General features: G+C 58.3%; 13 protein-coding genes. 10 read left to right on the top strand and 3 right to left on the bottom strand.

Annotated elements, in window-relative coordinates; genetic code table 11:
* The 6 genes from glgB to AKU79_RS12305 all read left to right on the top strand — a co-directional run bounded on the left by glgB (position 1) and on the right by AKU79_RS12305 (position 10432).
* Positions 1 to 2202: a 1,4-alpha-glucan branching protein GlgB gene (gene glgB / locus AKU79_RS12280; protein WP_050523867.1), complete on the top strand. Its 2202-nt coding sequence runs from the start codon at positions 1 to 3 to the stop codon at positions 2200 to 2202.
* A gap of 43 nt (positions 2203 to 2245) precedes the next feature.
* A complete protein-coding gene (gene glgC, locus AKU79_RS12285; RefSeq protein WP_050523868.1) occupies positions 2246 to 3517 on the top strand; it encodes a glucose-1-phosphate adenylyltransferase in 1272 nt (423 codons plus the stop codon).
* Between the two features lie 76 nt (positions 3518 to 3593).
* Positions 3594 to 5027, top strand: a complete 1434-nt coding sequence (gene glgA, locus AKU79_RS12290; RefSeq protein ID WP_050523916.1) for a glycogen synthase GlgA — start codon at positions 3594 to 3596, stop codon at positions 5025 to 5027.
* Positions 5024 to 7099 carry a glycogen debranching protein GlgX gene (glgX, locus tag AKU79_RS12295; protein ID WP_050523869.1) on the top strand — a complete coding sequence of 692 codons (2076 nt, stop codon included), beginning with the start codon at positions 5024 to 5026 and terminating at the stop codon, positions 7097 to 7099. The genes glgA and glgX overlap by 4 nt, the downstream gene beginning before the upstream one ends.
* A 19-nt stretch (positions 7100 to 7118) precedes the next feature.
* Positions 7119 to 8747: an alpha-D-glucose phosphate-specific phosphoglucomutase gene (locus tag AKU79_RS12300; RefSeq protein ID WP_050523870.1), complete on the top strand. Its 1629-nt coding sequence runs from the start codon at positions 7119 to 7121 to the stop codon at positions 8745 to 8747.
* 149 nt (positions 8748 to 8896) lie between these two features.
* Entirely contained in the window at positions 8897 to 10432 is a 1536-nt protein-coding gene (locus AKU79_RS12305; RefSeq protein WP_082224023.1) for a trimethylamine methyltransferase family protein, read from the top strand.
* A gap of 163 nt (positions 10433 to 10595) precedes the next feature.
* Here the strand turns inward: AKU79_RS12305 and AKU79_RS12310 are convergent, their stop codons facing one another.
* Genes AKU79_RS12310 through AKU79_RS12320 form a run of 3 tightly spaced genes read right to left on the bottom strand, consistent with a single transcriptional unit; the run spans position 10596 to position 13954 of the window.
* Positions 10596 to 11576: a glucokinase gene (locus AKU79_RS12310; protein ID WP_050523871.1), complete on the bottom strand. Its 981-nt coding sequence runs from the start codon at positions 11574 to 11576 to the stop codon at positions 10596 to 10598.
* A 15-nt stretch (positions 11577 to 11591) separates the two neighbouring features.
* Positions 11592 to 12920: a GH1 family beta-glucosidase gene (locus tag AKU79_RS12315; protein ID WP_050523872.1), complete on the bottom strand. Its 1329-nt coding sequence runs from the start codon at positions 12918 to 12920 to the stop codon at positions 11592 to 11594.
* Between the two features lie 2 nt (positions 12921 to 12922).
* On the bottom strand, positions 12923 to 13954 hold the full coding sequence (locus AKU79_RS12320) for a LacI family DNA-binding transcriptional regulator (RefSeq protein WP_050523873.1): 1032 nt from the start codon (positions 13952 to 13954) through the stop codon (positions 12923 to 12925).
* Between the two features lie 247 nt (positions 13955 to 14201).
* On the opposite strand from AKU79_RS12320, the gene AKU79_RS12325 reads away from it, so the two are divergent.
* The 4 genes from AKU79_RS12325 (at position 14202) to AKU79_RS12340 (ending at position 19431) form a co-directional block, all read left to right on the top strand.
* The gene (locus tag AKU79_RS12325) at positions 14202 to 15554 is read left to right on the top strand and encodes an ABC transporter substrate-binding protein (protein WP_050523874.1); all 1353 of its coding nucleotides are present in this window, start codon (positions 14202 to 14204) and stop codon (positions 15552 to 15554) included.
* Between the two features lie 105 nt (positions 15555 to 15659).
* Positions 15660 to 16652, top strand: a complete 993-nt coding sequence (locus tag AKU79_RS12330; protein ID WP_050523875.1) for a carbohydrate ABC transporter permease — start codon at positions 15660 to 15662, stop codon at positions 16650 to 16652.
* Positions 16652 to 17782 carry a carbohydrate ABC transporter permease gene (locus AKU79_RS12335; protein ID WP_050523876.1) on the top strand — a complete coding sequence of 377 codons (1131 nt, stop codon included), beginning with the start codon at positions 16652 to 16654 and terminating at the stop codon, positions 17780 to 17782. The genes AKU79_RS12330 and AKU79_RS12335 overlap by 1 nt, the downstream gene beginning before the upstream one ends.
* A gap of 11 nt (positions 17783 to 17793) precedes the next feature.
* On the top strand, positions 17794 to 19431 hold the full coding sequence (locus AKU79_RS12340) for an alpha-amylase family glycosyl hydrolase (RefSeq protein WP_156209703.1): 1638 nt from the start codon (positions 17794 to 17796) through the stop codon (positions 19429 to 19431).
* Positions 19432 to 19446 lie beyond the last annotated feature (15 nt).

The raw sequence follows: 19446 nt of genomic DNA on the forward strand, positions 1-19446 counted from the left end.
ATGCCCAAGGAACCGAACACGGCGCCGTCGCTTTCCATCCACACTGCCCGCGCAATCGCGCAAGGGACACATGGCGATCCGTTCTCGGTGCTTGGGCTGCACCCCTCTGGCAAGGGCTGGCAATTGCGGGCTTTTGTGCCGGGCGCCGACAGCCTGATTGTCTTGGCCGATACCGAAATTCCGGCCACGCAAATAAAGGATGTGCCCGGCTTTTTCACTGCCGATCTGCCGGCCCGCACCGCCTATCGTCTGCGGGCCATTGGCAGCGGCACGCGTTGGGAATTTGAAGACCCGTTCCGCTTTGGCCCCGTTCTGGGCGAGATGGATGAATACCTGCTGGGCGAGGGCACGCATAAACGGCTCTGGCAGGTATTGGGTGCGCATCTGATGACACACGAAGGCGTTGAGGGCGTGCATTTTGCCGTCTGGGCGCCAAATGCGCAGCGCGTGTCGGTGGTGGGCGATTTCAACATCTGGGATGGCCGCCGCACACCCATGCGCCGCCGTGGCCCAACCGGCGTTTGGGAAATCTTTGTCCCCGGCCTGACCGAAGGCACAACCTATAAATACGAGCTGCGCAATATCGACGGCGCGGTAATGCCGCTAAAATCCGACCCCGCCGGATTCGGGTCCGAGCATCCGCCAGCCAATGCCTCGGTGGTGCGCGATCTGCGGGGTGCCGATTGGCATGATGCCAAATGGATGAAAACCCGTGCCGCCGCGCAAAACGTCGATGCACCGATTTCGGTGTATGAGGTGCATCTGGCCTCATGGAAACGCGCGCCGGGCGACCGGATGCTCAGCTATACCGAACTGGCCGACCAGCTTGTGACTTACGTCACCGATATGGGCTTCACGCATATCGAGCTGATGCCGATTTCGGAATATCCCTTTGACGGCTCATGGGGCTATCAGCCCGTGGGCCTGTTCGCGCCGACCATTCGCCACGGCACGCCGCCCGAATTTCGCGCCTTTATTGATGCCGCGCATAAGGCAGGCATTGGTGTGCTGCTGGATTGGGTGCCGGGGCATTTCCCCTCTGATGCGCATGGCCTTGGCCGCTTTGACGGCACGGCGCTCTATGAACATGCCGACCCGCGCGAAGGCTTCCACCAAGATTGGAACACCCTGATCTTTAACTATGGCCGCACCGAGGTGGCCAATTACCTGATCTCTAACGCTCTGTATTGGCTCGAGGAATACCACCTCGACGGGCTGCGCGTCGATGCCGTGGCCTCAATGCTCTACCGTGATTACAGCCGTGAGGCTGGGCAATGGGTGCCCAACCGCGACGGCGGGCGCGAGAATTATGAGGCTATCGGCCTGCTGCAAAACATGAACATCACGGCTTACGGCGAATGCCAAGGCGTGATGACGGTGGCCGAAGAAAGCACCGCCTTTCCGGGCGTGTCGCGCCCTGTCAACCATGGCGGGCTTGGCTTTGGCTTTAAATGGAACATGGGGTGGATGAATGACACGCTGTCCTACATGCAGCGCGACCCGGTTTACCGCAAACACCACCACCACCAAATGACCTTTGGCCTGCATTACGCGTGGTCCGAAAACTTTATCCTGCCGATCAGCCATGATGAGGTCGTGCATGGCAAAGGCTCGATGATCGCCAAAATGCCGGGCAATGACGCCGAGAAATTCGCCAACCTGCGCGCCTATTACGGCTTTATGTGGGGGCATCCGGGCAAGAAACTGCTGTTCATGGGCTGCGAGTTTGCCCAATGGGGCGAATGGGCCCATGCCCGCAGCCTTGATTGGCACGTGCTCGAAGGCGACCATTCCGCGCCGCATCTGGGCATGCAATCGCTGATCCGCGATCTGAACAAACTCTACCGCGCAACGCCTTCGCTTTATGTCAATGACACCCGCCCACAAGGGTTTGAATGGATCTCGGCCGAGGATGCCGATGGCTCGACCTATGCCTTTGTCCGGCGCGGTGCCAAAGCGGATGCGCCCGTGGTTGTTGCTTGCAACTTTACCCCCGTTGAACGCCATATCCGCCTTGGCCTGCCTGTGGCCGGTAAGTGGGACGAGGTGCTGAACACCGATGCCAGCGCCTATGGCGGTGAAAACCGCGGCAATATGGGCGGTGTTACGTCCGAGGCCAAACCAAGCCACAACCAGCCGCATTCGGCCATTGTGACCTTGCCACCGCTTTCAACCGTGTTTTTCAAACCGGCCAAAACATAAAACCCGGCACATCGGGCAAGAACATTAGGGGAGGGGAGAACCCATGACACCAAAATCGAACCAACGGCTCTCATCGCAAGCGATGGCCTTTGTACTGGCCGGCGGACGTGGCAGCCGTTTGAAAGAGCTGACCGACAAACGCGCCAAACCCGCCGTCTATTTCGGCGGCAAAACGCGGATCATCGACTTTGCACTGTCAAACGCGCTGAACTCGGGCATTCGTAAAATGGCGATTGCCACGCAATATAAGGCGCATAGCTTGATCCGCCATATGCAGCGTGGCTGGGGGTTCTTTCGGGCCGAACGCAATGAATATCTGGACATCCTGCCCGCAAGCCAACGTGTGGCCGAGAATAAGTGGTATCTGGGCACAGCCGATGCCGTAACGCAAAACATTGATATCGTTGACAGCTATGGTATCAAATATGTGGTCATCCTTGCGGGCGACCATGTGTATAAAATGGATTACGAGGTCATGCTGCAACAGCATGTCGAAACCGGCGCCGATGTGACCATTGGCTGCCTGACCGTGCCATTGGACGAAGCTTCGGCCTTTGGTGTGATGGATGTTGACAAAGACCTGCGCATCACCGCGTTTTTGGAAAAACCTGCCAACCCGCCGCATATGCCCGGCGATCCAAACTCGGCGCTGGCCTCGATGGGGATTTATGTTTTCAATTGGGATTTCCTGCGCGACCTGCTGATCCATGATGCCGAAGACGCCAATTCCAGCCATGATTTCGGCAATGACATTATCCCCGACATTGTGAAAAACGGCAAAGCAATGGCGCACCGCTTTTCGGAAAGCTGTGTCACGAGCGGGCTGGAAACCGAGCCCTATTGGCGCGATGTCGGCACAATCGACGCCTTCTGGCAGGCCAATATCGACCTGACCGATTTTGTGCCCAAGCTGGACCTTTACGACAACGCATGGCCGATCTGGACCTATGCCGAGATCAAACCACCGGCGAAGTTTATTCATAACGACCCTGACCGCCGCGGCTCGGCTGTATCATCGCTGATCGCGGGGGATTGTATCGTCTCGGGGTCTTCGGTGTCGAACAGCTTGCTGTTCACGGGCTGCCGGACGCATAGTTTTGCGAATTTGGAATATGTCGTGGCATTGCCCGATGTGATTGTGAACCGCAAGGCAGAGTTGAAAAATTGTGTGGTAGATCGGGGGGTTATCATACCCGAGGGGCTTGTCGTGGGGCAGGACCCGCTGGAAGACAACAAATGGTTCCGCCGCACGGACGCGGGGGTGGTTCTGATTACCCAGGATATGTTGGATGCACGGGCGCGGAAACTGGGCTAGGGTTGCTTGGCTGGCGCTGGGGGCGGGCTGTCTGCCCGCCCCCAGACCCCCACCCGAGGATATTTTTGGATAGATGATGAGGCTTAGGATGGGACGCGTGCTTTCGGTGGCGTCGGAATGTGTACCGCTGTTGAAGACCGGTGGTTTGGCCGACGTGGTGGGCGCCTTGCCGGGTGCCTTGGCCGGGCAGGGCTGGGATATGCGGGTTTTGATGCCAGCCTACCGGCCTTTGCGCGCGCAGCTTGCCGGTTGGGACGAGGTTTGGTCAGAACCGGATTTGTTTGGCGGGGCAGGGCGGGTGTTCGTCGGCAGCGTTGGCGGGATTTCGGTATTGCTGCTGGACGCGCCGCATTTGTATGACCGCGAGGGCGGGCCATATGCCGGCCCGCATGGCGATTGGCATGACAATGACATCCGGTTTGCGGCGTTAAGTTGGGCCGGCGCTGCGATTGCGCGCGAGGGGCTGGCGGATGGGTGGCGGCCTGATGTCTTGCATGCACATGATTGGCAGGCGGGTTTTGCGCCGGCCTATCTGGCCTATTCGGGCGTTAATCTGCCCAGCGTGATGACCATTCACAACATCGCTTTTCAAGGCTTTGCGCCGGTGTCGCAGCTTTATGCCTTGCGCTTGCCGCCCGAGCAATATTACCCTGATGCGTTGGAGTATTTTGGCGGAATTTCCAGTCTTAAGGCCGGTTTGATAACCGCGCATAAAATCACCACGGTGTCGCCGACCTATGCCGGCGAATTGGGCCGCGCCGAGTTTGGCATGGGTTTGCAGGGGGTTATCAACGCGCGTGCCGCCGATGTGACCGGCATTCTGAACGGGGTTGATACCGATGTCTGGTCGCCTGAAACCGGCGAGAACCCGTTTTCGGCAGGCGCACCGCAAGGCAAGGCAAAAGCCCGCGCCGCCCTTTGCGCCGAGTTTGGCCTGGATGTTCCCGGCCCGTTGGCGATTGTGGTCAGCCGCTTGACCGATCAGAAAGGCATCGACCTCATCCCGCAGGTTGCCGAGAAATTTATTGCGGCTGGCGGTGGCCTTGCCATTCTGGGCAACGGCGATCCGGCCTTAGAGGCACAGATGCATCAGCTTGCTGCGCGGTTTCCGGGCCGCGTTTCGGTGCGCATCGGCTATGACGAAGCCCTGAGCCAACGGATGTTTGCAGGTGGGGATGCCGTTCTTGTGCCGTCGCGGTTCGAGCCTTGTGGTTTGACGCAAATGTATGGCCTGCACTTTGGTACTTTGCCGGTCGTGGCAGCCGTCGGTGGGCTTGCCGATACGGTTATAACGGCCAATCCGGCGGCGTTGGCCGCAGGCGTGGCGACAGGGATCACGTTTCATCCTACCGATGCTGCCGCCTTTGGGCTGGCACTGCAAAATCTGATCACCTTACATGCTGACCAGAAGACTTGGGCCAAAATGATCGACAACGCGATGCACCACCCCGTGGGCTGGGACAACAGCGCCGCACGCTATGCCGCGCTTTACAGCGGCCTGATGGCATGATGCCTGTTTGCACTGGCGCGGGTACTGCGCACCGTCTGGGGGCCACTCTGCAAGGCGATGGCGTGAATTTCGCGCTGTTTTCGGCGGGGGCCGAGCGGGTCGATCTGTGCCTGTTTTCCAGCGATGGTAAAACCGAACAAAGTCGCATCCCCATGCCCGAACGCGATGGTGACATCTGGACGGCACAGGTTGACGGGTTGCAGGCGGGCGCGTGCTATGGCTACCGCGTTCATGGCCCCTATGCGCCCGAACAGGGCCTGCGGTTCAACGCGCATAAGTTGTTGATCGACCCCTATGCCCGCCAGTTTCGCGGTGCCTTGCGCTGGTCGGATGCGCTGATGGGGTACAAGGTTGGCGCGGCCCGCGCCGATCTGGCCATTGACCCGCGCGATTCAGCCGCCTTTATGCCGAAATGCGTGGTGACGGGGCCGCTTGCGCCTGTCGGCCAAGGCCCCAACCACGCCTGGACCGATACCGTGATCTATGAGGCCCACGCCAAGGGCCTGACCATGCAACACCCTGATATCGCAGCGGGTTTACGTGGCCGCTACCTTGGGCTTTGCGCGGCACCGATGTTGGACCATTTGACAAAACTGGGCGTCACGGCGATTGAATTGCTGCCCGTGCACAGCTTTATCGACGACCGCTTTCTGGTGTCTCGCGGGTTGCGCAATTACTGGGGCTACCAAACCCTTGGCTTTTTCGCCCCCGATATGCGCTATGCCAGTGCCGATGCGATGGCCGAGTTTCGCCAGATGGTCGAAACCTTTCATACCGCCGGAATCGAGGTGATCCTTGATGTGGTCTACAACCACTCGGGCGAGGGCGATGAACTGGGGCCGACACTTGCCTATCGCGGGCTAGACAACGCCAGCTATTACCGCCTGCGCGATGGCGGGCGCTATTACATCAACGATACCGGCACCGGCAATACGCTGAACCTGTCGCACCCGATGGTGCTGCGTATGGTCATGGATTCACTGCGCTTTTGGGTGCAGGATATGGGGGTTGACGGTTTCCGCTTTGATCTCGGTTCGGTACTGGGCCGCGAGGGCCACGGGTTTGACCCGCATGCAGGCCTGCTGGATGCCATTCGCCAAGACCCGACGCTGGCCCGGACCAAGCTGATTTCGGAGCCGTGGGATATCGGCCCCGGTGGCTATCAACTGGGCAACTTCCCCCATCCGTTTGCCGAATGGAATGACAAGTTTCGCGATGGCGCACGGCGGTTCTGGCGTGGCGATTCAGGTTTGGCGCCCGATCTGTCGGCGCGCATTCTGGGCAGTGCCGGCCAGTTTGACCACCATAACCGGCCCGCGACCAGCTCGATCAATTTCCTGACCGCACATGACGGCTTTACGCTGGATGACCTGACGCAGTTTACTGTCAAACGCAATCTGGCCAATGGCGAGGATAACCGCGACGGCCACGGCGACAACCACTCTGACAACCTCGGGGTCGAGGGGCCGACGGATAACCCGAAAATCACCGCCGCGCGCCAGTTGCGCAAACGCAATTTGCTGGCGACTTTGCTGCTGGCCCAAGGCACGCCGATGCTGTTGGCCGGCGATGAGCTGGGCAATGGTCAGGATGGCAATAACAACGCCTATGCCCAGGATAACCCCACAGGTTGGGTGACATGGGATGGCGCGGATACTGCGCTGACCGCCTTTACCACCAGCCTGATCTCGCTGCGGCGCAAGCACCCGATCCTGCGGCAAAAACGGTTCTTGCATGCTGCCACACGTCCGGACGGGCTGCGCGATGTAATCTGGCGCCGCGCCGACGGGGCCGAGCCTTCGGGCGCCGATTGGCATGATGCAGGGTTTCGCTGCCTCGGGCTAGAACTGCGCCAATCTGCGGCGTCACAAATGCACGGTGCCGCACCAAATACCGACGCGCTGTTCGTGCTGTTCAACGCCGGGCCAGAGCAACCTGTGCACTTGCCCGATAGCGTGCCTGTGTGGCATCTGTTGCTCGATACCACGCGCCCCGATGCGCTGCCCGTTGCCGCATTGTCACCACTTGTTGCACCGGCCCAGTCGGTGCTCGTCTTTGCCAATAATCCCTGAAGAACACAGGAGCCGACACATGATCCGCACTATCAAGACCACCCCGTTTGAAGGCCAAAAACCCGGCACATCCGGTCTGCGCAAGAAAACCCGGGTGTTTATGCAGCCGCATTACCTGGAAAACTTTGTCCAGGCGATTTTTGATGCCATCGGCGGGGCTGCGGGCAAAGTGTTTGTGGTCGGGGGTGACGGTCGGTTCTACAACGACACTGCGGTGCAAACCATCCTGCGCATGGCCGCGGCCCAAGGGGCCAAGGCGGCAATCGTGGGGCAGGGCGGTGTGCTGTCAACCCCGGCCGCAAGTCACTTGATCCGGCTGAACAAAACCGATGGCGGTATCATCCTGTCGGCCAGCCACAACCCCGGCGGCGTGGATGAGGATTTCGGCATCAAGTTCAACATGGCCAATGGCGGTCCGGCACCCGAAAACGCGACCGAGGCGATGTTTGCCGCGACCAAAACCATCGCGGAATACAAAACCCTTGATGCCCCCGAGATCGACCTTAACACCATCGGCACCACCCAACTGGGCGGCATGTCGGTGCAAATCGTCGATAGCGTGGCCGATTACGCGACCCTGATGGAAAGTCTGTTCGATTTCCCCGCCATCCGCGCCCGCTTTGCAGCCGGATTCACCATGCGCTTTGACGCGATGTGCGCAGTCACCGGCCCCTATGCGCGCGAAATCCTTGAAAACCGGCTGGGCGCTGCCAAAGGCACCGTCACCCATGGCACCCCTTTGCCCGATTTCGGCGGGATGCACCCCGATCCAAACCCCACTTGGGCGCATGAGCTGATGGCTGAAATGATGGGCGACAATGCCCCCGATTTCGGCGCGGCATCCGATGGCGATGGCGACCGCAACATGATCGTTGGGCGCGGTGCCTATGTCTCGCCGTCAGACAGCCTCGCGGTTCTGGCCGCCAATGCGCATCTGGCCCCCGGCTATGCGCAGGGGCTAAAAGGCATCGCGCGCTCTATGCCGACATCGGCTGCCGCTGACCGTGTGGCCAAGGCCATGGGACTGGAACATTTTGAAACCCCGACGGGGTGGAAATTCTTTGGCAACCTGCTGGATGCCGGCCGCTGCACCATCTGCGGCGAGGAAAGCTTTGGCACGGGCTCTGACCATGTGCGCGAAAAAGACGGTCTTTGGGCCGTCCTGCTGTGGCTGAATATTCTGGCCGTGCGCGGCCTGTCTGTCGCTGAAATTCTGGCCGAGCATTGGGCAAAATACGGCCGCAACTACTATAGCCGCCATGATTTTGAAGCGATCGAGACGGCCAAAGCCGATGCCATGATGGCCGGTTTGCGCGCCAAGCTTGCCACCTTGAAAGGCACCCAAACCCAAGGCATGACCATCGCGGCAGCCGATGATTTTGCCTATACCGACCCGGTCGATGGCTCGGTCAGCAAAAACCAAGGCGTGCGGATTATCTTTGCCGATGACAGCCGCATCGTCTACCGCCTGTCTGGTACCGGCACCGAAGGCGCCACCCTGCGCGTCTATCTGGAACGCTATCAACCCGGCCCCGACGGCTTGCACCTTGACCCGCAAGAGGCGCTGGCCCCGATCATCACCGCCGCGCATGAACTGGCCGAGATTGCACAGCACATCGGCCGCACCGAACCAAACGTCATCACCTAAAGCATTGCCTTTGATCCAGGCGGTCAAAGGCAATCCGCGACAAGGGCGCGATCAGACAGCCATTTGTCGCCAATCGCTGCGACATTTGGCGGCGCTCAGGTCTAGCCTCCCTTAAACGGCCCTAAAAAGGGCCCAAATTGGGGGGCTACATGACCGAGGTGAAAGCAGTGCGAAGTGGCCGACAGGCCCGTCAAACCCAACGTGCAACACGGGGTGGCGGTATGGGCAGGCCCTATATCATCCGCAATATCCCGACCTATGATGTGCTGTCCGAAGAAAACCTGATCAAGATTGAAACCACCGCCGACCGCATTCTGGCCGAGGTCGGCATCGAATTTCGCGATGACCAGACGGCGCTGAACCATTGGAAAACAGCAGGGGCCGAGGTTGACGGCCTTTTGGTCAAATTCCCCCCCGGTATGCTGCGCGAGATTCTGAAATCCGCGCCAAGCCAGTTTACCCAACACGCCCGCAACCCTGCGAACAATGTCGAAATCGGCGGAAAATCAGTGGTGTTTTCGCCTGCCTACGGCTCGCCTTTCGTGATGGACCTTGATCGCGGCCGGCGCTTTGGCACCATCGAGGACTTTCGCAATTTCATCAAACTCGCACAATCCAGCCCGAATTTTCACCACTCGGGCGGCACCATCTGCGAACCCACCGACGTTGCGGTGAATAAACGTCACCTCGATATGGTCATGGCACATCTTACCCTGTCTGACCGCCCCTTTATGGGGTCGGTCACATCCGAGGCGCGCGCCGAAGACAGTATCGATATGGCCCGCATTGCCTTTGGCGCTGATTTTGTTGATAAAAACTGCGTCATCCTTGGCAACGTCAATGTCAATTCACCGCTGGTCTGGGATGGCACGATGACCAACGCCTTGCGCGCCTATGCCCGCGCAAATCAGGCTGCGGTGATCGTGCCATTCATTCTGGGCGGGGCGATGGGACCGGTGACAAATGCCGGCGCTATCGCGCAGTCTTTGGCCGAAACCATGGCTGGCTGTGCGCTGACGCAACTGGAACGCAAAGGCGCGCCGGTCATTTTCGGCAACTTTCTCTCCTCCATGTCGCTGCGCTCAGGCTCGCCCACCTTTGGCACACCAGAACCGGCGATTGGCTCAATGGTCATCGGCCAGCTTGCCCGCCGCCTGAACCTGCCGCTGCGCTGCGCCGGTAATTTTACCACCTCGAAGCTTCCCGATGCGCAGGCGATGACCGAAGGCACGATGTCGATGCTGTCGGCCATTCACTGCGGCGCGAATTTTATCCTGCATTCGGCAGGGTTTCTGGATGGGTTGCTGTCGATGTCTTACGAAAAATTCATGCTCGATGCCGATCTGTGCGGCGCGTTGCACAGCTATCTGGATGGTATCAAAATCGACGATAACGAACTTGCGCTTGATGCCTTTAGAGAGGTCGGCCCCGGCAACCACTTTTTCGGTTGCGCCCATACGATGGCCAATTACCAAACCGCGTTTTGGGATTCCGACCTAGCCGATAATGACCCGTTTGAGAAATGGGAGGCCGCGGGCGCCGTTGATGCCGCCACCCGCGCCAATACACTGTGGAAAAAGCGGCTGGCCGAGTATGAAGCCCCCGCGCTGGATGCAGGCATCCGCCAAGGGCTTGAGGAATTTGTCGCCGCGAAAAAGGCGGGTATTGCCGATATGTGGTACTGACCGGCCCTTTTGGCGCGGGCCATTGAGACCCGCGCCAAACGCTGCGCACATGGGCGCAAGCGTGCGCTTGTGGCCAAGGGGCAGGGTTGGAACCGTTAATTTTAGGTAAACAGAATTCTGATAATCGTTCGTTTACAATGGCTTGCAAATTGTCCGCGCGCGGTCATTCTGACTTTTGCTGCGCCAGATAAACCGCGCAACCCGTCAAGGCGGCGTAATCATCTTCGATCACCGCGACCGAAAAATTCTGCATGAAGCCCGCAAAACGGCCCTTGTCGCGGAAAGCAGCTTCAAAGCCCATCGCCTCAAGATAAGGGGCAATCGCCCGCGAAACCCCGCCACACAGATAGACCCCACCAAAAGGCAGATGGGTCAGCGCAAGGTTCCCCGCCTCGGCCCCCAAAAGCCGCACGAAAAGCCGGGCGGTCTGATTGGCAAGGCCGGACTCATCGTTTAGGTCGATGCCGGCCATAATATCGGCCGCAGACCGCTCGGCAGGCGCGCCCGCTTCGGTGGAAACAAAGGCAAACAGGCGTTCCAACCCGCGGCCAGACAAGACATCCTCGACCCCTGGAAACCCGTGTGCTGTTTCGACAAACCGGGCCAGCCGCAGATCGGCCTCGTTTCGCACCGGCATATTCACATGCCCACATTCCGACGCCGCGACATAGCGCCCCCCCACTGTTTCATGGACAGGTGCCGCGTTGAACCCCGTGCCGACCCCGATCACCAGTTTCGCGGCCTGTGTATCCGTGGAAGCCACACCAAAAACCGGACGCAGGTTTTCGGGCACAATATGCCCCAATGCATGGCCCTGCGCCTGCAGATCGTTCAGCAGCGCCACATTCCGCGCGCCTGTGGCCCGCATTAGCGTCGGCTCGTCAATGATCCAGTCGAGGTTGGTCATCGTGGCCACCCCATGCGCCACAGGCCCCGCGACAGCGATGCAGGTGCCATGGCACGTCAGGTCAGCATGACCGGCCAGAAACTCTCGCAAAATCGTTTCCAAGCCGGGATAGTCCGCATTGCGAAACCGACGGATCGTGGCCTCTTGCAGCACTTTATTGTCAGCCAAAGCGACACGGGTGTTCGTTCCGCCAATGTCGGCGACCAAGGTCAGGCGGGGGGCGGCAGAAAAAGACATGCGATTGCTCCGGATTTAGCTGCGCTGTGACAGCGCAGCCTTTAGCGCGTGATAAGATGCTTTTGGGGTACGCTGCAAGGTTTCGAAATCAACATGCACCAAGCCAAAGCGTTTTTCATAGCCCAGCGACCATTCATAATTGTCAAGCAATGACCATGCGAAGTAGCCCCCGACCGGGACGCCGTCATTCATGGCGCGCTGCACCGCCCCCAGATGCTGTGCCAAAAAGTCGATGCGGGCAGTATCGTCTACCTTATCGCCAACCAATTTGTCGGGGTTGGCCATGCCGTTTTCCGTGACGTAAATCGGCAGGTTCCCCGAATATTCTGCAGCCGTCCGGCGCAAGAAAAACTCTAACCCGTCGGGATAGATTTCCCAGCCCATCTGGGTTTTCGGCAAAGGGCCATCGACCTCTTGCAACGCGGGCCAAGGGCCGGGGGCGGGCGCTATTAGCTTGCGGGTATAATAGTTGATGCCTACCCAATCGACGGGGGCTTGGATGGTTGCCATATCGTCTTGCCAACCCTCGGGCATATGCGGGCCAAGGCCCTTTAGCACGTTTTCGGGGTAGGTCCCTTTGAACATCGCCTGAATAAACCAGCGGTTATAATAGCCATCATAAAGGTCAGCGGCGGCGGCCGCCTCGGAGCTGTTATCGGCAGGTTGGGCGTATTCCATATTGCAAACGGCGCCCAGATTTCGCATGCTCAAACTGCGCATCACGGCAATGCTGCGGCCATGTGCAAGGTTCACGTGGTGCATCGCCCGTGCCGTCGCGCGAATATCGCGTAGACCTGGCGCATGGTGGCCCAGAAAATGCGACAGCCATGCCACACACCACGGCTCGTTTATCGGGGCGGCAGACCAAACCCTGTCGCCTATCCGTTCCATCAAGACCATCGTATAATCCGCGAACCAGTTGGCAATATCGCGGTTACGCCAGCCGCCCAGATCGGCCAGCGCCGAGGGCAACTCCCAATGATAGAGTGTCGCTGCAGGTTTCAGCCCGCGTTCCAGCATGCCATCAACCAAACGGTCGTAATAATCCAAGCCCGCAGCATTCACCGCGCCGCGCCCCTCGGGCATAACCCGCGCCCATGAGGCCGAAAAGCGGTAGGCATCAAACCCCGCCGTTTGCATCAGGTCCAAATCGGCAGGCCAGCGATGATAGTGGTCACAGCCAATCGCACCATTTTCTGCCCGTACCACATTGCCTGGTGTCGCGGCAAAATCGTCCCAATGGGTACGGCCTGCACCGCCAAAAGAATGGCCCTCTATCTGATAGCTTGAGGTTGCGGCCCCAAAGACAAAATCCTTGGGGAAATCGGAGCGCTTGGGCAGCATGTTTATGACCTGAGGGGTAAGGGGCCAGTGGACTGGCCGATGATCAATTCCGCCTCCAACAACCGATTGGTGCATGAGGGGGCAGGGTTGGCAATGGTTTCCAGCAACATGCCGGCGGCGATTCGCCCCGCCTCGCGTACAGAGGAACGCGTCGCGGTGAAAATCGGAACATCCTCGCCGTTCTTCATGTAGCTGAGATCGTCGTCATGGATGATGACCGATATATCGCGGCCCAAGGTAAGCCCGCGTTCTACAATGGCACGCCTTGCGCCGAGGGCGATGATCATGGACGACAGCAACAGCGCGGTCGGTGGTTCAGGCAGGGCAAGCAGATTGCGCACGATTTGATAGCCAAGCCCTTCGGTCATCTCAATCGAATGCATCAGTGCTGGATCGGCCGCAATACCGCGCCCGTGCAATGCACCCAGATAGCCATCGCGACGGCGGATAGCAAAGTCCATGAATTCCAAGCCGTTGACCAAGGCAATCCGGCGATGCCCGAGATCGAGCAAGAATTCGGTTGCCCGCTGGAATGCCCGGCGGTTGTTCACATCGACCCAGGAATAGGGCAGTTCGGCGCCCGTCGCGCGGCCATGCACAACAAACGGCAGGCCCAACTCATGCAGGAGCTGGATGCGGTGATCGTCATGTTTGGGCGAATGCACGATAACCCCGTCAACATTCCCGCGCGATTTCATTTCGCGGTAAACACGCGCCTCATCGCCATCGGGCACGATTGACAGGATAAGATCATAGCCGGCCTTGGCATAGTTTTCGCCTGCGCCCGCGATGAAATCGGCAAAGATCGGGTTCACGATTTCATGCCGCGTTTCAATAGGGATGACATGGCCAACTGCCATCGCGCGGCCAGTTGCCAAACGGATGGCGCGTGCGTTAGGCTTGTAGTTGTATTTCTTTGCCGCTGTCACAACCTTGGCGCGGGTTTCTTCGTTCACCTCGGGATAGCCGTTTAGTGCACGGCTGACCGTGGTGGGCGAGAGCCCAAGCTTTTGTGAAAGGTCTTTCAGGTTCATACGGCCCCAAAGCGGTTTGGTTAGAACGAGAGCGTAGCGGCAACCTGCAGTGAGGTCAAAGCCAAATTGCACGAAAAAGTTGATGCTGCGCTGCGGAATACTGCATATTTATTGCAGCATTGAGGAAGACATTATTGACTCGACGTGAAAGTTCACGGATGGTGAAGTTCCCAAAGCGGTTTGAGAAAGAGATTCTGCTGCCGCAAAATGCAAAATCGCCATAAGGCGTGACCTTCGGGAGGAAGAGATGAAGACCAATTATCTGATGGGGGCTGCGGCGTTTGCGTTGCTGGCTGGCGCGGCGCATGCCCAAGACTTGAAATTTGCCCCTGGTGAGGATGCAAAATTTCATTGGGACAGTTTTGAGGCGTTGAAATCTACGGATTTGAAAGGCCAAAAGCTGACGATCGATGGCCCTTGGGGTGGCGTCGATAAAGAGCTGTTCGAAAGCGTCGTTGCGTATTTTGAGGCAGCGACCGGCGCAGATGTCGAGTACACTGGCGGTGACGGGTTTGAACAGCGCGTGATGATCGACGTTGAGGCCGGCTCGCCCCCCGGTATCGCGGTTATTCCACAACCCGGCCTTGCGGCTGACCTTGCCAAGCGGGGCAAATTGGCGCCTTTACCTGCCGAGACTGCAGATTGGGTAAAGGAAAACTATGCGGCCGGCCAGTCTTGGGTGGATCTGGCAACATTCGCGGGCCCCGATGGCAACAAGGCGCTTTATGGGCTGTTTTACAAGGTCGATGTAAAGTCCTTGGTTTGGTATGTGCCGGAAAACTTTGAAGATGCAGGCTATAAGGTGCCGACCTCGATGGAGGAGCTGAAGGCGCTGACCGAGCAAATTGTGGCCGATGGTGGCACGCCGTGGTGTATCGGTTTGGGGTCGGGCCCTGCAACGGGTTGGCCTGCAACCGACTGGGTTGAGGATATGATGCTGCGCAACAACACGCCGGCAGATTATGACGCCTGGGTCAGCAACGATCTGAAATTCGACGATCCCAAGGTGGTTTCGGCTATTGAAGATTTCGGCTGGTTCGCACGCAACGACAAATTCGTGGCAGGTGGGGCAGGAGCCGTTGGTTCAACCGATTTCCGTGATAGCCCCAAGGGTTTGTTCGCCTCGCCTCCGGCTTGCTATATGCACCGTCAGGCCAGCTTTATCCCGTCTTTCTTTCCTGAAGGTACCGTCGTTGGTCAGGATGCCGATTTCTTCTACTTCCCGGCCTATGCTGACAAAGATTTGGGCAAGCCCGTTCTGGGCGCTGGCACGTTGTTTGTCGTCACCCAAGACAGCCCCGTTGCGCAGGCTTTCATGAAGTTTTTGGAGACACCAATCGCGCATGAAATCTGGATGGCGCAATCTGGCTTCTTGACGCCAATGAAAGGTGTGAACCCCGAGACCTATGCAGACCCGACCCTGAAGAAAATGGGTGGTATTTTGCTGGGAGCCGATACGTTCCGCTTTGACGGGTCTGACTTGATGCCCGGTGCGATTGGTGCGGGTGTGTTCTGGACCGGTATGGTTGATTATACCGCAGGTAAGGATGCTGCGGCAGTGGCGGCCGATATCCAAAAGACCTGGGACAGCATTAAGTAAGCTGTCAGAACCTCGCCCCCTGCCAATTCATTGGTGGGGGGCAATGCCATTTCCTAGAATGGCAAAAGGATAATCTCTTAAAGCGGCAGATAATGGGGGGGCATCATGGAACAGTTCGTGATGGCGGCTGTTACAATTCTGGTCGGCGTGTTCGGCTGTATTTGCTATTTCTTTTTATCAAACATGGCATTGGATCGCATCTTTCCGGCCAGCGGCCCGAATGCAGGCGCCAATATCAACCGCGCCAACCAAATTCGGCCTTGGCTGTTCATGCTGCCTGCGCTGCTATTGCTATGCGTTTATTTGGTCTACCCGGTCTTTGTTTCGGTTTACCTGTCCTTCATGGATGCGCAGGGCCAGAACTTTGTTGGTGGGGCGAATTATGCGTGGCTTATCAATGATGTAAAATTCCGCGAAAGTATGGTGAACAACCTGCTCTGGCTGGTGTTCGTGCCTGCCGCGTCTACCTTTTTCGGGCTGGTTGCAGCGGCGGTGACCGACCGTATCCGCTGGGGCAACTTTGCCAAAGCGATGATTTTCATGCCGATGGCGATTTCATTCGTGGGCGCTGCTGTGATCTGGAAGCTAGTCTATGAATACCGCCCTGAGGGGCAAGAGCAAATCGGCATCCTGAACGCGATCTGGACAGGGTTCGGGGGCGAGCCGCAAACTTGGCTGACCTCGCCTGTGGTAAACTCGTTCTTGTTGATGGTCGTTCTGGTCTGGATTCAAACCGGTTTTGCGATGGTGATTTTATCGGCAGCATTGCGCGGTATCCCCGAGGAAACGATCGAGGCGTCGATCCTTGACGGGGCCTCACCGTTCCAGATTTTCATGAAGATCAAGGTGCCGCAAATATGGGGAACGATTTTGGTGGTCTGGACCACGATCACCATCACGGTGCTTAAGGTTTTTGACATCGTGTTAACCATGACCAACGGCCAATGGGGTACGCAAGTGCTGGCCAATCTGATGTTTGACTGGATGTTTCGCGGCAATGACACAGGGCGCGCATCGACCGCCGCCATCATCATCATGCTGATGGTGACGCCGATCATGATCTGGAACATCCGCAACGCCGCACGGGAGGCCCGTTAATGGACAATATCGTAGGCGCAAAATCGCGGCTGACTTGGGCTGTGAACCTGACTGCATTGGCGCTGGTGCTGCTGTGGACATTTCCGACCTTTGGTTTGCTGGTGTCCAGCTTTCGTGACCGCGATCAGATCAGCACTTCGGGATGGTGGAAGGCAATGTTCCCATCCGAGGCTTCGGTGCAATACCGCGCACCGGCCCCGGATAGTGCCGGTTTGCAAGACGGGCTGTATACGCTGACGGGCAATATTTTTGATGGTGGCGCGGGCGAGGTAACGGCCTTTGGCACCTCTATCCGCGCGCCGGATGAACATGTGGTGGGCGAACCGGTTGTGACAGACGACAATGAGACTGTGACGGTATTGGCGAATGGTGATTTTACTATCACCTCGCCCACCGCGATGGAGGGCAGTCGGGGGATGCGGATATTTGCGACCTCGGTTACGCCCGCGCGGTTTACCTTTGAAAACTATGGCCGTGTTTTGGGCGGCGAGGGGCTGGGGCGGGCGTTTTTGAACACGATGACCGTTTCCATTCCCGCAACAATAATTCCAATTCTGGTCGCTGCCTTTGCCGCCTATGCGCTGGCGTGGATGGAGTTTCCGGGCCGTGCGCTGATTGTCGCCGTGATCGTGGGGCTGCTGGTCGTGCCGCTGCAACTGGCACTTATCCCGCTGTTAAAGCTGCATAATGAAATCGGCATTGGCAAAAGCTATATCGGGATCTGGTTTGCCCATACCGGTTTTGGCCTGCCTTTAGCGATCTATTTGCTGCGCAACTACATGGTCGGCTTGCCGCGCGAGATTATTGAGAGCGCGCGGGTTGATGGTGCGACCGATTTCCAGATTTTCCTGAAAATCATCTTGCCGCTTTCGTTTCCGGCGCTGGCCTCTTTCGCAATCTTTCAGTTCTTGTGGACGTGGAACGATCTGCTGGTCGCGCTGGTGTTCCTTGGCAACTCGGCCGATCAGTTGGTGATGACGGGGCAGCTGAAAAACCTGATGGGGTCGCGCGGCGGTGATTGGGAAATTCTGGCAACCTCGGCCTTTGTCACCATTGCGGTGCCTCTGGTCGTGTTCTTTGCCATGCAGAAATATTTGGTCCGTGGCTTGTTGGCCGGATCTGTAAAATAAGGAAAAGTCCCATGGGTATGGTACAAAAAGACGCGGCCGCTTGGGCGCAAGATAAAGATTGGTGGCGCGGGGCGGTGATCTATCAGATCTATCCGCGCAGCTTCCAAGATAGCAACGGCGATGGCATCGGCGACCTTGCGGGGATCGTGCAGCGTTTGCCGCATATCGCCGAGCTGGGGGCCGATGCGATCTGGATCAGCCCGTTCTTCACCTCGCCGATGAAGGATTTTGGGTATGACGTTTCGGATTATTGCGATGTGGACCCGATGTTCGGGACGCTCGCTGATTTTGACGCGGTGATCGCGCGGGCGCATGATTTGGGCCTGCGGGTGATGATCGATTTGGTGCTGTCGCATACATCGGACCAACACCCATGGTTCAAGGAAAGCCGCGCCAACCGAACGAATGCGCGGGCGAATTGGTACGTTTGGGCCGACCCTAAAATGGACGGCACGCCGCCGACGAACTGGCTGTCGATCTTTGGCGGCTCGGCTTGGCAATGGGATGCGCGGCGAGAGCAGTATTTCCTGCACAACTTCCTGACGACACAGCCTGATCTGAATTTCCATGAGCCGCAGGTGCAGGATGCGCTGCTGGATGTGGCGCGCTTCTGGCTGGATCGCGGTGTTGATGGCTTCCGGCTGGATACCATCAATTTCTACACCCATGACAAATACCTACGCGACAATCCCGGCCTGCCGCCAGAACAGCGCAACGCCGATACAGCGCCGGCCGTGAACCCCTATAACCACCAGATGCACCTGTTCGATAAAAGCCAGCCGGAAAACGTCGAATTTCTGAAAAAGCTACGCGCGGTGATGAAGCCCTATAACGCGGCCGCCGTGGGCGAGGTGGGCGACGCCCAGCGCGGATTGGAAATCCTTGGCGAATACACCCGTGGCGATGACCGGATGCAGATGTGCTATGCGTTTGAGTTTCTGGCGCCGCAGCGGTTAACGCCTGCGCGTGTCGTTGATACCTTTAACGCACTGGATGCGGCTGCGCCGGATGGCTGGGCGTGCTGGGCCTTTTCCAACCATGACGTGGTGCGCCATATCACACGCTGGGGGCTTTCAACCGATGCGGCCAAGGCCTATGTGACACTGCTGATGTGCCTGCGCGGCTCGGCCTGCCTGTATCAGGGCGAGGAATTGGGCCTGCCCGAGGCCGAGATCGCCTTTGAGGATTTGCAAGATCCTTACGGCATAGAATTCTGGCCTGAGTTCAAAGGCCGCGATGGCTGCCGCACGCCGATGGTTTGGCAAGCCGACAATCATACTGGCGAGTTTAGCACGGGCAAGCCGTGGCTGCCAGTTCCGGCCGAGCATTTGGCCCATGTCGGGCCGGATGCCAAAGCCAAAGGCAGCCTGTTCGCGCAGTATCAAGCCGCACTCGCCTTGCGCCATGATCACAAGGCTTTGCGCAGCGGTCTTCAACGCGGGTTGGCCGCAAACGGGGATTTGCTTTGCTTTGTGCGCGAAGGCGACGGGCAAGAGATTTTTTGTGCCTTCAACCTTGGCGATGCGTCGGTTTCTGTCAGCTTGCCCAATGGCAATTGGCACGCGTTGAGCCAGGGCAAAGAGCCTCTGGAACAGAAATTAACCTTGGCGCCTTGGCAGTTTTGCCTAGCGTCCAAGCAAAAAGGTTGAAGGAGCGGGGAGCAT

Source organism: Pseudorhodobacter wandonensis (genome assembly GCF_001202035.1).
Classification (GTDB): Bacteria; Pseudomonadota; Alphaproteobacteria; order Rhodobacterales; family Rhodobacteraceae; genus Pseudorhodobacter; species Pseudorhodobacter wandonensis.

What these genes read in the sequence shown, in the direction of transcription:
- glgB (WP_050523867.1), top strand. Translation starts at nt 1, where the DNA reads ATGCCCAAGGAACCGAACACGGCGCCGTCGCTTTCCATCCACACTGCC.
- glgC (WP_050523868.1), top strand. Translation starts at nt 2,246, where the DNA reads ATGACACCAAAATCGAACCAACGGCTCTCATCGCAAGCGATGGCCTTT.
- glgA (WP_050523916.1), top strand. Translation starts at nt 3,594, where the DNA reads ATGAGGCTTAGGATGGGACGCGTGCTTTCGGTGGCGTCGGAATGTGTA.
- glgX (WP_050523869.1), top strand. Translation starts at nt 5,024, where the DNA reads ATGATGCCTGTTTGCACTGGCGCGGGTACTGCGCACCGTCTGGGGGCC.
- AKU79_RS12300 (WP_050523870.1), top strand. Translation starts at nt 7,119, where the DNA reads ATGATCCGCACTATCAAGACCACCCCGTTTGAAGGCCAAAAACCCGGC.
- AKU79_RS12305 (WP_082224023.1), top strand. Translation starts at nt 8,897, where the DNA reads ATGACCGAGGTGAAAGCAGTGCGAAGTGGCCGACAGGCCCGTCAAACC.
- AKU79_RS12310 (WP_050523871.1), bottom strand. Translation starts at nt 11,576, where the DNA reads ATGTCTTTTTCTGCCGCCCCCCGCCTGACCTTGGTCGCCGACATTGGC.
- AKU79_RS12315 (WP_050523872.1), bottom strand. Translation starts at nt 12,920, where the DNA reads ATGCTGCCCAAGCGCTCCGATTTCCCCAAGGATTTTGTCTTTGGGGCC.
- AKU79_RS12320 (WP_050523873.1), bottom strand. Translation starts at nt 13,954, where the DNA reads ATGAACCTGAAAGACCTTTCACAAAAGCTTGGGCTCTCGCCCACCACG.
- AKU79_RS12325 (WP_050523874.1), top strand. Translation starts at nt 14,202, where the DNA reads ATGAAGACCAATTATCTGATGGGGGCTGCGGCGTTTGCGTTGCTGGCT.
- AKU79_RS12330 (WP_050523875.1), top strand. Translation starts at nt 15,660, where the DNA reads ATGGAACAGTTCGTGATGGCGGCTGTTACAATTCTGGTCGGCGTGTTC.
- AKU79_RS12335 (WP_050523876.1), top strand. Translation starts at nt 16,652, where the DNA reads ATGGACAATATCGTAGGCGCAAAATCGCGGCTGACTTGGGCTGTGAAC.
- AKU79_RS12340 (WP_156209703.1), top strand. Translation starts at nt 17,794, where the DNA reads ATGGGTATGGTACAAAAAGACGCGGCCGCTTGGGCGCAAGATAAAGAT.